Annotated in this window: 10 protein-coding genes; 1 reads left to right on the forward strand and 9 read right to left on the reverse strand. The window is 72.2% G+C overall.

The window, feature by feature from the left end; translation table 11 throughout:
• Positions 1-198: 198 nt before the first annotated feature.
• A complete protein-coding gene (locus ACZ6BG_RS08170) occupies positions 199-1377 on the forward strand; it encodes a PQQ-dependent sugar dehydrogenase (RefSeq protein WP_468998520.1) in 1179 nt (392 codons plus the stop codon).
• A gap of 37 nt (positions 1378-1414) precedes the next feature.
• On the opposite strand, the gene ACZ6BG_RS08175 is transcribed toward ACZ6BG_RS08170, so the two are convergent.
• From ACZ6BG_RS08175 to gatB, 9 genes are all read right to left on the reverse strand, one after another.
• On the reverse strand, positions 1415-1621 hold the full coding sequence (locus tag ACZ6BG_RS08175) for a DUF6191 domain-containing protein (protein WP_468998522.1): 207 nt from the start codon (positions 1619-1621) through the stop codon (positions 1415-1417).
• Between the two features lie 206 nt (positions 1622-1827).
• Positions 1828-4902, reverse strand: a complete 3075-nt coding sequence (locus ACZ6BG_RS08180) for a helix-turn-helix transcriptional regulator (RefSeq protein WP_469000133.1) — start codon at positions 4900-4902, stop codon at positions 1828-1830.
• A gap of 148 nt (positions 4903-5050) precedes the next feature.
• Positions 5051-5245 (reverse strand): hypothetical protein, encoded by a 195-nt coding sequence (locus ACZ6BG_RS08185; RefSeq protein ID WP_468998524.1) that lies wholly within the window; start codon positions 5243-5245, stop codon positions 5051-5053.
• 236 nt (positions 5246-5481) lie between these two features.
• Positions 5482-6036 carry a helix-turn-helix domain-containing protein gene (locus ACZ6BG_RS08190; protein ID WP_468998526.1) on the reverse strand — a complete coding sequence of 185 codons (555 nt, stop codon included), beginning with the start codon at positions 6034-6036 and terminating at the stop codon, positions 5482-5484.
• Between the two features lie 165 nt (positions 6037-6201).
• On the reverse strand, positions 6202-6861 hold the full coding sequence (locus ACZ6BG_RS08195; RefSeq protein WP_468998529.1) for a hypothetical protein: 660 nt from the start codon (positions 6859-6861) through the stop codon (positions 6202-6204).
• Positions 6862-6995: 134 nt separating this feature from the next.
• On the reverse strand, positions 6996-7574 hold the full coding sequence (locus ACZ6BG_RS08200) for a GNAT family N-acetyltransferase (protein WP_468998533.1): 579 nt from the start codon (positions 7572-7574) through the stop codon (positions 6996-6998).
• A 34-nt stretch (positions 7575-7608) separates the two neighbouring features.
• Positions 7609-9852, reverse strand: coding sequence for an MMPL family transporter (locus tag ACZ6BG_RS08205; RefSeq protein ID WP_468998536.1), 2244 nt, complete (start codon positions 9850-9852; stop codon positions 7609-7611).
• A 258-nt stretch (positions 9853-10110) separates the two neighbouring features.
• On the reverse strand, positions 10111-12204 hold the full coding sequence (locus tag ACZ6BG_RS08210; RefSeq protein ID WP_468998538.1) for a phosphocholine-specific phospholipase C: 2094 nt from the start codon (positions 12202-12204) through the stop codon (positions 10111-10113).
• 186 nt (positions 12205-12390) lie between these two features.
• The gene (gatB, locus tag ACZ6BG_RS08215; RefSeq protein WP_468998541.1) at positions 12391-13908 is read right to left on the reverse strand and encodes an Asp-tRNA(Asn)/Glu-tRNA(Gln) amidotransferase subunit GatB; all 1518 of its coding nucleotides are present in this window, start codon (positions 13906-13908) and stop codon (positions 12391-12393) included.
• Positions 13909-13924 lie beyond the last annotated feature (16 nt).

The following is a 13924-nucleotide window of genomic DNA, read 5'->3' on the forward strand; positions in this document are numbered from 1 at the left end:
GATCGGGGCCCCGGTCCGGGCGCGCGTTCGCGTTCGCATGCGCGGGGGCCGGGCGGACACGGGGGCCGGGGCGGAGGTGACGAGGGCCGACCGCAAGCCGGTTGGAAGCCGGTCGTAAATGGCGCACGGTGGATGGGAACCTGCGGGGCGGCTGCGGTGTATGAACAGTAGAAGCTCCGCGTCGAAGGGATCCTGACCGTGCTGAGTGCTCACCATCCTCGTCGTGCCGCCACGACAGCCGTATGGGCCGCCGTCGCGCTCCTGCTGGCGACCGGGTGCTCGTCGGACGACGACGGCCCTTCGGGCGACAAGAGCGCGGAGTCCAGCTCCGCGGACACGGGCGCGTCGCCGTCGGGCGACGCCGCCGACGCGCCGCCCGAGAAGGGCTCGGCCGAGGTCACCAAGACCCTCGCCACGGGCCTGAAGTCCCCCTGGGGCCTGGCCCCGCTGCCGGGCGGTGACCTGCTCGTGTCCTCACGCGACGAGGGCACGATCACCCGGATCGACGGCGGGAGCGGCAAGAAGACCGAGGTCGGCTCGGTCCCCGGGGTCGCCGCCGCGGGCGAGGGCGGCCTGATGGGCCTCGCCCTCTCTCCGACGTACGCGTCGGACCACCAGGTGTACGCCTACTTCACCACGGAGTCCGACAACCGCATCGCCCGCATGCTGTACGACGAGAAGAAGCCGTCCGGCCAGCAACTGGGCGCCCCCGACACGGTGTTCAAGGACATCCCGAAGGGCGTCATCCACAACGGCGGCCGGATCGCCTTCGGCCCGGACAAGATGTTGTACGCGGGCACGGGCGAGACCGGCGAGACGGACCTGGCGCAGGACAAGAAGTCCCTGGGCGGCAAGATCCTGCGCCTGACCCCGGAGGGCGACCCGGCCCCGGGCAACCCCTTCGACGGCTCCCCCGTGTATTCGTACGGCCACCGCAACGTCCAGGGCCTGGACTGGGACGAGGACAAGCGCCTGTGGGCCTCGGAGTTCGGCCAGGACACCTGGGACGAGCTGAACGAGATCAAGGCCGGCGACAACTACGGCTGGCCGGAGGCCGAGGGCAAGGACGACTCCGACGACGCCTTCCACGCGCCCGTCGCCCAGTGGAAGACCTCCGAGGCCTCGCCGAGCGGCGTTGCCTACGCGAAGGGCTCGGTCTGGATGGCGGGCCTGCGCGGCGAGCGGCTGTGGCGGATCCCGGTGCGGGGCGTGACCGGCGAGCCGGAGACGGAGGCGTTCCTCACCGAGAAGTACGGACGGTTGCGCACGGTGGTCGCGGCGGGCGGCGACAAGCTGTGGCTGGTGACCAGCGAGACGGACTCCCGGGGGACCCCGGGGAAGGAGGACGACAGGATTCTGGAGGTGCGCGTGAAGTAGGGCGGCCGCCGACAGGGTCCGGGGCAGGGGCGGGGCGTCAGGCCTCGGGCTCGCCCTCGGGGTCCGTGCGGTCGGCCTGGTCCCCGGGCGCCTGCTGCGGCACCCGCACCACGACCTTGCCGGAGGACAGGTCTATCGGCCCGCGGCCGGGGTCCCCGTCGTCCACGTCGACCCGCGTCAGCTCCAAGCGTTTTTTCTCGTCGTCCGTGTGCTTGCGCCCTGGTGCGAAAAGCTGCTCGAACACGTTGAACACTGCGCCTCCAAGGCCGGACGGTGGTCCTGCCCTTCCCAGCCTAAGCGACGCCGCCGGAAACGAGCCGGGCTGGGCGCCCCGTCAGGGGCGCGGGGAACTGCGCGCCCGGCCTCGACGAAGCCGCGGACGCGTCCGCGGAGACACGGAGCAGACGCGTCCGCGGCTCTTCTCGGGCCGAGCGCGCAGTTCCCCGCGCCTCAAGGGGCGCGCACCGCGGCGTCGGCCGTCTGCGGCCCGTCGTCCGGGAAGAGCTGTAGGCGATGGGCGAGGGCCGCCGCCTCGCCGCGGCCCGCGACGCCGAGCTTGCCGAGGATGTTGGAGACGTGCACGCTCGCCGTCTTCGGGGAGATGAACAGTTCCTCGGCGATCTGGCGGTTGGTGCGGCCGGCGGTGACCAGGCGCAGGACGTCCCGTTCGCGGGAGGTCAGGCCGAGGGCGTCGGCCGGGTCGGCGGGCCCGGCCGGGGGCGCCCCGGTGAGGGAGAGCCGAGTGCGCTGGGCGAGGCGGTCGACGCACTCGGCGAGGGGGCGGGCGCCCAGGTGCTCGGCGACGGCTCCGGCCTGGCGGAGGAGTTCGGCGGCGCGGTCCCGGTCGGCGTCACCGGCTCCCGCTCCGGCCGTGAGCAGGGCGGCGGCGAGTCGGTGGCGGACGCGCGCGAGGTCGTAGGGCCGCTCCAGCGGGCCGACGGCGGTGAGGGCGGCCAGCCAGTCCTCGGGGGTGGCGCGGCCTTCGGCGCGCAGGAGTTCGGCGCGGACCCACAGCTCGTACGCCTGCCAGACCGGGGCGGTCGTGGCCAGGGACTTGGCGGTGGTGCGGATGAGGTGGAGGGTGTCGGCGCGGCCGGGGGCGGCGATGGGCAGGCCCCGGGCGTCGGCCTCGGCGGTGGCGGCGGCGAGGAGCAGCGGCCAGCCGTAGCGCTGGGTGCCGGGCGGGAAGCCCTCGGCGACGGCCCGGTCGAGTTCGGTGCGGGCGTCGAGGAGGCGGCCCTCGCCCGCGGCGACGCCGATGGCGACGCGGTGCAACGGCAGGGAGTTCTGCGGCATCGGGTCGTGGGTGCCGAAGTGCGCGCGGGCCTCGGCGAGTTGGTGGGCGGCCTCGGCGATGTCGCCGCGGGCGAGCGCGAGGTGGGCCAGGCGCAGGCAGGCGCCGCCGCGCGGCTTGGCGCTGAGGCCCGCGCGGCGGGCCGCGTCGACGGCTTCGGTCCAGCGGCCGAGGGCGTAGAGGGACTCGGACTGGTTGGCCCACATCCAGGGCTCGGATTCGAGGAGGCCGTAGCGCTGGGCGAGGCGGATGCCCTCGTCGAGGAGTTCGGCGGCCTCGCGGGAGCGGCCGATGCCTTCGAGGACGGACGGCAGGTTGATGAAGGTGCGGCCGATCGGGCCGACGCTGCCGCCGGCGAGGACCTGCTCGCGCACCGCGAACATCTCGGCGACCCCGGCGTCGACGTCGCCCGCGTCGACCATCAGTCCGCCGAGGGTGAGGCGGGCGGACAGCTCGATGTCGCGGGCGCCGACCATGCGGGCGTACTCCACGGCCTGTTCGGCGGCGGCGAAGGCCTCCGGGCCCGGCTCGTGGAGCATCGACCACCCGGCGACCATGGCGAGCACCTCGGCGTGCACGACCGACGGCGGCAGGCCGCGGACGAGGTCCTGCGCGGTGGCGAGTTCCTTCCAGCCGTCGCCGCGGGCGAGGGTCTGCACCAGCCGGGAGCGCTGTACCCAGAACCAGGCGGCGCGCAGCGCGTCGGGCTCGTCGTCCAGGCGCCGCAGGGCCCGCTTGGTGATCTTCAGGGCGCGTTCGCGCTCGCCGCACAGGCGGCCCGCGACGGCGGCCTCGGCCATCAGGTCCAGATAGCACAGCGGGGTGGTCTCGGGGTCGCAGCCGCAGGGCGGGTAGACCTCGGTGTAGTCGACGGGGCGCAGTTGGACGCGGACGTCGTCGGGGACGGCGTCCCACAGTTCCATCGCCCGCTCCAGGAGCCGCAGTTGCTCGGCGTAGGCGTATCTGCGGCGGGCCTCGACGGAGGCGTTGAGGACGGCGGGCAGGGCCTTGGCGGGGTCGTGGGCGTGGTACCAGTAGCTGGCGAGGCGGGTGGTGCGCTGGTCGGGGGCGACGAGCGCGGGGTCGGCCTCCAGGGCGGTGGCGAAGCGGCGGTTGATGCGGGAGCGCTCGCCGGGCAGCAGGTCGTCGCCGACGGCCTCGCGGACCAGGGAGTGCCGGAAGCGGTAGCCGTCGCCACCGGGCGAGGGGATCAGGATGTTGGCGCCGACGGCGGCGCGCAGCGCGTCGATCAGGTCGTCCTCGCCGAGGCCGCTGACCTCCGCGAGCAGGTCGTACTCGACGGTGGAGCCGCCCTCGGCGACGATCCGCGCCACCCGCTGGGCGTCCTCGGGCAGGTCCTCGACGCGGACGAGCAGCAGGTCGCGCAGCGAGTCGGTGAGGGCGGCGCAGCTGCCGCCGTGGGAGGCGACGGCGAGTTCCTCGACGAAGAAGGCGTTGCCGTCGGAGCGCGCGAAGATGTCGTCGACCAGCTTCGGCGCGGGCTCGGCGCCGAGGATCCCGGCCATCTGGCACCCGACCTCGTCGCGGGTGAAGCGGGCCACCTCGACGCGGCGGACCGTGCGCAGCCGGTCGAGTTCGGCGAGCAGGGGGCGCAGCGGGTGGCGGCGGTGGATGTCGTCGGCGCGGTAGGTGGCGAGGACGACGAGGCGGCCGCGGCGCAGCGTGCGGAAGAGGTACGACAGGAGGTGGCGGGTGGAGGCGTCGGCCCAGTGCAGGTCTTCGAGGGCGAGGACGACGGTCTGCTCGTCGGCGAGGGCTTCCAGGAGGCGGGCGGTCAGCTCGAAGAGCCTGGCGGTGGCCTCTTCGCCGTTGGGGCCGCCGGTGCCGCGCGGCGGGGCGCTGTCGCACAGTTCGGGCAGCAGCCGGGCCAGTTCCTCCTCCTGGCCCGCGGCCGCGGCGGCGAACTGGTCGGGCAGCATGCGGCGCAGGGTGCGCAGGGCGGTGGAGAAGGGGGCGAAGGGCAGTCCGTCGGCGCCGATCTCGACGCAGCCGCCGACGGCGACGACCGCGCCGCGCGCGCAGGCCACGGCCGCGAACTCCTCCAGGAGCCTGGTCTTGCCGACGCCCGCCTCGCCGCCGAGCAGCAATGCCTGCGGCTCGCCCGCCGCCTGTTCGGCGGCGCGGGCGAGCGCGTCCTCTAGGGTGCCCAGTTCGTCGGTCCGGCCGACGAACACCGGGCTGACGGACCTGGTCTCCATGGCGGTGAGCATGGCACAGACCTGCGACTTCGCGGCAGGGCGTTTCCCGGTGGGCGAAACCGGGGCGGCCTGGTGCGGTGAGGCCGGGGCGGCCTCGGGTGCCGTGCCCGGGGTGGGGTTCACCCCGGGCTCCGGGTGCGGGGCGGGCACGCCCGGCCCCTCACGCGGCGCGGGTGAAGCGGTCCGTGAACCGTTCCGTCACGCGCCCGGGGCTCACCCGCCCCTCGGCTTCGTCGCCGCGTCGGCCCCGGCGGCCCGCGCGGGCGGCCTTGCGGGCCTCCCGCACGAGGCGGTCGCGCTGGGCGGCCTGGGCGAGTTCGGCGGTCCGCTGCTGGTGGAGTTCGTACTCGTACATGGTGTGCTCCCTGGCTGGTCAGTGGTGCTCGGTGGGTTTCGCCTTCGCTCTCGGCGATGACTCCACTTTCGTCTGCCAGGGGGGTGCGGCACATCGGGAGAGTGCCGCATCTTGGGGTGGGTGGGGGCCTTAGGACAGGACTGAGGGGGTCCTTAGGGCGGGTAAGGGCTTAGGCAGGGGGGCGGGGGCCGGTCCTTGTACCCAGGACGGGGTGTGTGCCAGGAGGGGGTGTATGCCTAGGACGGGGTGTCGCCCCCGCTCGGCGGGCCCTCGGCGGGGAACACGATGGGGCTGAGGAGGTGGCGGGTGCGGTGCTGCGTGGGTTCGTTGACGGCCCTGGCGACGATCACCTCGCGCAGCTCGGCGATCATTTCCGCGAGTTCGTCGGGGCTGAGCCAGAGCGAGTACTGGCGAAAGCCCACCAGGTCGGCGACGGGGGCGGCGTCGCCCCGGTCGAGGTACGTGTTGAACTCGGCCATGAGGGTCGCGGTCGCCACGGCGAAGGCGCGCCGGAAGTCGTCGAGGGACAGCGACGCGGCCGCCTCGTGGTCGAGCACCACGCGGCCCCGGTGCAGCCGGTAGTGGCGCTCCACGGAGCCGCGCACCGGCTGCTCGTCGGCCACGACGAGGAGTCCGCCCTCGACCAGGAGGCTCATGTGCCGGTACAAGGTGGCCTTGGAGACGTCGGGCAGCAGCGAGCGGAGCTCGGTGGTCGTGCGGGTGCGACCGTCGTACATCGCGTGGACGATGCGGATCCGTACGGGGTGCAGCAGGAGTTCGACCGTTTCCATGGGCCGATGTTCTCACCCTCGCAAAGATCGTCGGCCTCGCCCCCCGCGTCCTTGCCGGACGGGAAAAAGGCGAGGCCAGAAGGGAGTTGACAGCGTGGCGGGAAGCTGCGCCGCGCTCCCGGACGTCTGTCCGGACCGACGGTGTGCCCGCTCCCGCACGGTGCGTCAACTCGTCGACGGCAGTCCCAGAAGGATGTTCGTGTACTTCGCGATCGCCAGCACCAGACCGATCGCGCCGAGCGCGACTCCGGCCCACGCCACCGACTTGATCCAGGGCGCCTGCGTCCGCGCCGGATCGCCGAACGCGGGCCGCAGGAGCACGCCGACACCGACCACCAGGGCCGCGAGCGCGAACAGCCCGCCGACCAGGGCGGTGGTCTTCCAGGAGTCGCCGTAGACCTCCTGCACCTGCTGGGCCACGCTCGCGCTCTGCGAGGTCTTGAGCTGGCCGATCAGTGACTCGCGCGCGGACGCGACGGTGCCGAGCCAGCCACCGGAGAGCCCGACCACGCCGAGGGCGGCGGCGACGACGGCACCGGCGCCCTGGCCGACCCCGGCGGACGAGGCGGCGGCGTCGGCCGCGGCGGCCTCGAAGTCGTCGTCCAGGTCGTCTTCATCGGCGTCGGCGGCATCGTCGGCGGCGAACTCCCCGTCCGCCGCGCCGCCGTTGACCTTCGCGACGCCGTCCGCCTTCGCGGCGCCGTCCGCCTTCGCGGCGCCGTCCGCCTCGTCGGCTCCCTCGGTCTTCTTGAGGTCGGCTTCGGCCTCCGCCCCGGCGCCGGCCTCGGAGGTTTCTGCGGACTCGTCAACTGCCTTGGTTCCCATGCCCCGCACCGTACGGACGCAGTATGAGAACTCCCTTACGGAGAAGGCCCGTTTATGAGAACCCGCTTAAAGCCGAACGCGGCCGAGCCCCCCGAAGGACACAGCCCTGCGCGACACCCGCCGGAGCCCCCGCCCTAACCCTGGGCCTCCACAGCCTCCCGGGCCGCCCGCGCCTCCCGCCACTCCGGCGCGAGCACCGACCACACCTCCATGTCGTGCCGGATTCCCTGCCACGGGAAGCTCTCCCGCAGCACCCCGTCGCACACGAAGCCGAGCCGCCGCGCCGCCTTCTTGCTGCGTTCGTTGAGGGAGGACACCAGCCACTCCACGCGGTGCATGCCGCGCTGGTCGATGGCCCAGTCGATGATGACCCGGGACGCGTTGGTGATCAGCCCGCGCCCGGCCGCCGAAGGCTCGAGCCACACGCCGACCTCGCACGACTCGGCGGCGGTGTCGAAGATCCGGAAGAGGACGCCGCCGACGAGCGTCCCGTCGAGCCAGATGCCGTAGAAGCGCCCGGTGTCGGCGGCCTGCCGCTCGGCGAAGCGCTGGAGGTGGGCCCGCGCCGACTCCACGTCGGTGACCTTGACGGTGAACGGGACCCAGGGGCCCGCGTACTCGCGCGCCCGCTCCACGTGGGCGAGCAGTTCCTCGGCCTGCCACGGCTCGATCGGCCGCAGTTCGGCCCCTTCGCCCACGGATATCGCGAACATCCCGCTCCTCACCCGTCCTGGCACGCCCGCGCGCCTACCGCACGCCCCCGTGCCGCTCAGCCGTCACGTCCTCCAGCGCGAGCGGAGCGTCCCCCGTCGCACGCTGTCCGGGGATCTTCGCACGCACGCGGGATTCGGGCACCTCAATACTGATCCGGGGCAGCCAGCGGTCGAGGCGCTTGGGCAGCCACCAGTTGGCGCCGCCGAGCATGTGCATCAGCGCGGGCACCAGGAGCGTACGCAGCACGAACGCGTCGAGCGCGACGGCCGCGGCGAGCGCGATGCCGAACATCGCGATCACCCGGTCCCCGCTGAGCACGAACGCCAGGAAGACCGAGATCATGATCACGGCCGCGGAGTTGATCACGCGACTGGTCTCGGCGAGGCCCACCCGGACGGCGACGCGGTTGTCGCCGGTCTCAAGCCACTCCTCGTACATCCTGCTGACCAGGAACACCTGGTAGTCCATGGAGAGGCCGAAGAGGACCGAGACCATGATCACGGGCAGGAAGGGCTCGATCGGCCCGGCCCGGCCGAGGCCCATCAGCTCGCTCCCCCAGCCCCACTGGAACACCGCCACCACGACGCCGAACGCCGCCGCCACCGCCGCCACGTTCATCACGGCGGCCTTGAGCGGGATGCCGACCGAGCGGAAGGCGAGAAGCAGCAGGACGCAGCCGAGGCCGATCACGACGCCCACGAACAGCGGGAGCTTGCCGACGATGATCTCCGCGAAGTCGTCGTACCCGGCCGTCACCCCGCCGACGTGCACGTCGAGGGAGGTGCCGGTCTGGGCCTTGGGCAGCACGTCGGAGCGGAGCCGGTCGACCAGGTCGCTGGTCTGCTGGGACTGGGGCGCGGAGTCCGGCACGACGGTGAGGAAGGCCGCGCTGCCGCCGTCGTCGTACGTCACGGGGCTCACGGAGGAGACGCCCGGCGCGGACTTCAGGGTGCTGCCGAGGTTGTCGAGGGCGAGCCGGTCGGCGGCGCCGTTGACCTCGGTGACGAGGGTGAGGGGGCCGTTCACGCCGGGGCCGAAGCCGTCGGCGAGGAGGTCGTAGGCCTGCCGGGTGGTGGCCGACGAGGGGTTGTTGCCCTGGTCGGAGGTGCCCAGGTGCAGGGAGAGGGTGGGGATGGCGAGCAGCGCGATCACGGCCACGGCGACGCCGCCGAGCAGCTTGGGGTGCCGCTCCACGAAAGCCGACCAGCGGGCGGCGAGCCCCGTCGGCACCTCCGGCTCGGGCCCGCGCTCGGCCAGCCTGCGCCGCTCGCGGCGGCTGAGGGCGCGGGGGCCGATGAAGGACAGCAGCGCCGGGAGCAGCGTCACCGAGGCGGCCACGGTCAGGATCACGGTGAGCGATGCGGCGATGGCGACGCCGTTGAGGAAGCTCAGGCGCAGGATCAGCATGCCGAGCAGGGCGATGCAGACGGTGGCGCCCGCGAAGACGACGGCGCGGCCGGTGGTGGCGACGGCCCGTTCGGCGGCCTCGGCCACGGGCAGGCCGCGTTTGAGGCCCTTGCGGTGCCTGGTCACGATGAACAGGGCGTAGTCGATGCCGACGCCGAGCCCGATGAGGGTGCCGAGCATCGGCGCGAAGTCGGCGACGGTCATGAAGTGGCCGAGCAGCACGATGCCCGCGTACGCCGTGCCGACGGAGACGACCGCCGTGGCGATGGGCAGCAGTGAGGCGGCCAGCGAGCCGAAGGCCAGGAAGAGCACGACGGCGGCGACGGCCACACCGACGATCTCGGCGGTCTTGGCGCTCTTGGATTCGGTGAGGCCGATGGCGCCGCCGCCGAGTTCGATGTCGAGGCCGTCGCTCTCGGCGGCCTTGGCGGTGTCGACGACGGCCTGGGCCTCTGCCCGGTCGACGGAGTCGATCTGCTCACGGAAGGTGACGGTGGCGTACGCGGTGCGGCCGTCCGCGCTGATCTGGGTGGCGCCCCGGTCGGCGTACGGGCTGGTGACGGTGGCGACCCCGGGCAGTTCCGCGATCCTGTCGAGGGTCTCCGTCATCGTCTGCTCGACGGCGGCGGAGCGGACCTTCTGGTCCGCGGGGGTGTGCCAGACGACGGTGTCGCTGTCGCCGCCGAGGTCGGGGAAGCCCTTGCCCAGGAGCTTGGTGGCGCGGTCGGACTCGGTGCCGGGCACCTCGTAGTTGTTCGAGTACGCGGAGCCGACGGCGGCGGCAGCGGCGGCCGTGCCGCCGAGTGCGAGGAGCCAGAGCAGTACGGCGACTAGGCGGTGCCGGACGCACCACCGGGCGAGTGCTGCCACGGACTGGCTCCCTGAGTGATTCCTGGATCTTCAGCGGGAGCAGCCGGGAAGCGTCGGAGTGACCCGTAAAGAACACATGAGCGACATGAGCGGGGAAATGGATCACGATCATCGCTTATGCGGCGAGATGACCCATGCGCAGACACTCTGACAGTCCCCGGAGATCCTTGGTCCCTTTCGTGGCCTTACTCACAAGATCACAAGGGGGGCCAGCGGGCATCGAGGGCATCGATGCCCGCTGGGACCCCCGTGCGCGGATCAGCCCGAGACGCTGGCGCGACCGTTCTCGATGTGCCCCATCAGGCGCCGCCGGAAGCCCTTGTCGCCCTCGGCGGTGACCTCGATGTCGTACCAGCCGCGCTCGTCGCCCGTCTGCCAGGCGATGGTGCGGCTGCTTCCTGCCTTGATCCGAACCGTGCGGGTGCGCCGTCGGACGTCCGCCTCCTCCACGTATCCGAGCGGCTTGACCGTGAAGACGAGGTGCCCCTTGCCCCGGTTGGCCAGCGTCAGGTGGATCTCGCGCCGGGTGATCGCCGAGGAGAGGGCGGCCGCGCCTTCCCTCTGTCCTACGAATTCGCGACGGAATCCGTTCGGCCCGGTGACGGTGAAGTGATAAGCGTCACTCTGCTCGGGCAGGATCCAGGAGCCGTCGTGCGCCACGTCCTGGTGCTGCGGAATGGGGAACTCGCCCGCGTACGGGTACAGCGCGAAGTGCGCGGCGCGCCGTCCGCCGTTGCGCAGCCGCACCTTCAGGGCGCCGTCCTTGGTGCGCTTCAGGTCGGCGTCCGGCTGGTACGGCAGCGGGCGGGCGCGGCGGGCGCCCGGCTCCTGCACGGGCATCGACTGCTTCTCCGGCGGCTTCGGCTGCCAGCGGCCGCTGAACACCGGGATGGCGCCGGGCTGTTCGACCTCGGGCTGGCGGTGGCCCCGGTGGAAGTCGAAGGCGCTGGTGAGGTCGCCGACGACCTTCCTGCGCCAGTGGCCGATGTTGGGCTCGCGCACGCCCGTCCACTTCTCCAGGAAGCGCACGACGGAGGTGTGGTCGAAGACCTCGGAGCAGACGTAGCCGCCGACGGTCCACGGCGACACCACGAGCATCGGCACCCGCGCCCCGAGCCCGGTCGGCCGCCCCTCCCAGCGCTCCGCCCGCTCCTCGGCGGAGTCCCCGCCCGGCACGGGCGGCGGCACATGGTCGAAGAAGCCGTCGTTCTCGTCGTAGTTGATGAAGACGGCGGTGCGCCGCCACACCTCGGGGTGCGAGGCGAGCGCGTCCAGGACCTTGTAGACGATGGTGGCGCTGTGCACCGGCGAGGACACCGACGGGTGCTCGGAGTCCAGGGCGGACGGCACCAGATAGTTGACCCTGGCCAGCTTGCCGCGCGCCACGTCCTTGGCGAACCGGTCGGCCAGCGTGCCGGTGGGCACCCGCCGCAGCCCCCGCTCGAACAGGGACCGCTCCCGCTTGCTGAGCGTCTTGACGCCCTCGTCGAGCGCGGCGAGCAGCTTGGCCCGCGCGGCCTCGTCCTTGGCGTCCCGCACCTTGGCGTAGAACGCCTCCATGAAGGTGTCGCCGGTCTTGGCGAGGACCTTGCGCGCGATGGCCTTGAAGGTGGTGAAGAACTCGATCTGGTTGTCGGTGAAGTTCTCCCACTCGGTGTACGTCTGCCAGCTGACCCCGGCCTTCTCCAGGCGCTCCGCGTACGTCCCCCAGTCGTAGCCGGGGTGCGTGCCCTCGTCGTACGCGTCGTTCTCGACCGCGCGTCTGCCGTTCGCCTCGAAGCCCGTCTTGCCGCTCCACAGGTGGTTGCGGTTGGGGCTGGTGGAGGTGTGGATGGAGGAGTGGTAGGCGTCGCAGACGGTGAAGGTGTCGGCGAGCTCGTAGTGCAGCGGGATGTCCTCGCGCGTGTAGTACGCCATCGTGGCCGCGGTCTTGGCGGTGATCCAGCCGTCCATCCAGCCGTCGTGCCAGGCCTTGGCGCCGCCGCTCCAGGAGTGGTCGAGGGCGCCGATGTACTGGAGGTCCTTCTGCTGGGCGGCCGCGGCCTCGCGGACCGGGAAGGGCAGGACGGAACGCAGCGGACCGGGCTGCTCGAACACGCTCTTGCCGCCGGGCAGTTGGATCGCGTTGCGGTCGGAGAAGCCGCGCACACCGCGCAGCGTCCCGAAGTAGTGGTCGAAGGAGCGGTTCTCCTGCATCAGGATCACCACGTGCTCGATGGCGCCGAGCCCGCCCTTCGGCGGCTCCTTGGCGAGCGCCTGCTGAAGGGACGGCGGCAGGAACGAACCCACGGTGGCGGCGCCCAGGGCACCACCGCCCACAGCCATCAGCCGTCTGCGCGATATCTCTGCCACGCCCAACCTCCAGTCGACACCCAATGGTTGTCCATTGATCCATTGGTCTGCTGAGCTGGGACGGTAGTGACTCCTGGTGGCCCATGGAAGACCGATGACCGAAGTCGGCGTGAACGTCGCCGCCACGCGAAGGGGCGCCGCACCCGTTCGGTGCGGCGCCCCTTCGCGTACGGGAACGAGTCGGCGTCAGCCCTCGACGCCCAACTGCTGCAGGATCAGCTCCTTGACGCGGGCCGCGTCGGCCTGCCCCCGGGTGGCCTTCATGACCGCGCCGACGAGGGCGCCTGCCGCCGCCACCTTGCCGCCGCGGATCTTGTCCGCGATGGCCGGGTTGCCGGCGATGGCCTCCTCGACGGCCGCCGTCAGCGCGCCCTCGTCGGAGACGACCTTCAGGCCGCGCTTGTCGACGACCTCGTCGGGCGTGCCCTCGCCCTTGAGGACGCCGTCGATGACCTGGCGGGCCAGCTTGTCGTTCAGCTCACCGGCGGTGACGAGCGCGGAGACCCGCGCCACGTGCTCCGGGGTGATCGGCAGCGAACCGAGGTCCACGCCCTGCTCGTTGGCGTTGCGGGCCAGCTCGCCCATCCACCACTTGCGGGCGGAGACGGCGTCCGCGCCCGCGTTGATCGTGGCGACGATCGGGCCGATGGCACCGGCGTTGAGGATCGACTGCATGTCGTGGGCGGAGACGCCCCACTCCTCGCGCAGCCGGTTGCGCTGGGCCAGCGGCAGCTCGGGCAGCGTGGCACGCAGGGCCTCGACCCACTCGCGGGACGGGGCGACCGGCACCAGGTCCGGCTCCGGGAAGTAGCGGTAGTCCTCCGCCTCTTCCTTCACCCGGCCCGACGTGGTCGAACCGTCGTCCTCGTGGAAGTGCCGGGTCTCCTGGATGATCGTCCCGCCCGCGCCGAGGACGGCGGCGTGGCGCTGGATCTCGAAGCGGGCGGCCCGCTCCACGGAGCGCAGCGAGTTGACGTTCTTCGTCTCGGAGCGGGTGCCGAACTTCTCCTGCCCGTGCGGGCGCAGCGAGAGGTTCACGTCGCAGCGCATCTGGCCCTGCTCCATGCGGGCCTCGGAGACGCCGAGGGCCTTGATGAGCTCGCGCAGCTCGGCGACGTACGCCTTGGCGACCTCGGGAGCACGCTCGCCCGCACCCTCGATCGGCTTGGTGACGATCTCGATGAGCGGGATGCCCGCGCGGTTGTAGTCGAGCAGCGAGTGCGAGGCGCCGTGGATACGACCGGTGGCGCCCCCGACGTGCGTCGACTTGCCGGTGTCCTCCTCCATGTGGGCGCGCTCGATCTCCACGCGGAAGACCTCGCCGTCCTCCAGCTGGACGTCCAGATAGCCGTTGAAGGCGATCGGCTCGTCGTACTGGGAGGTCTGGAAGTTCTTCGGCATGTCCGGATAGAAGTAGTTCTTCCGGGCGAAGCGGCACCACTCGGCGATCTCGCAGTGCAGCGCGAGGCCGATCTTGATGGCGGACTCCACACCGATCTCGTTGACGACCGGCAGCGCGCCGGGCAGGCCGAGACAGGTGGGGCAGGTCTGCGTGTTGGCGTCCTGCTTCAGCTCCGTGGAGCAGCCGCAGAACATCTTGGTCTTCGTGCCGAGCTCGACATGGACCTCAAGGCCCATGACCGGGTCGTACGTCGCGAGCGCGTCCTCGTACGACACCAGCTCGGGGGTGGTCGTGGCAGTCACGGTGTTGGAACTTCCC

The sequence above is a fragment of the Streptomyces sp. NPDC041205 genome, from assembly GCF_055591765.1.

Excerpts from the sequence above, each read along its gene's own strand:
- ACZ6BG_RS08180 (WP_469000133.1), bottom strand. The coding sequence starts at position 4,902 with ATGCTCACCGCCATGGAGACCAGGTCCGTCAGCCCGGTGTTCGTCGGC.
- ACZ6BG_RS08195 (WP_468998529.1), bottom strand. The coding sequence starts at position 6,861 with ATGGGAACCAAGGCAGTTGACGAGTCCGCAGAAACCTCCGAGGCCGGC.
- ACZ6BG_RS08200 (WP_468998533.1), bottom strand. The coding sequence starts at position 7,574 with ATGTTCGCGATATCCGTGGGCGAAGGGGCCGAACTGCGGCCGATCGAG.
- ACZ6BG_RS08185 (WP_468998524.1), bottom strand. The coding sequence starts at position 5,245 with ATGTACGAGTACGAACTCCACCAGCAGCGGACCGCCGAACTCGCCCAG.
- ACZ6BG_RS08190 (WP_468998526.1), bottom strand. The coding sequence starts at position 6,036 with ATGGAAACGGTCGAACTCCTGCTGCACCCCGTACGGATCCGCATCGTC.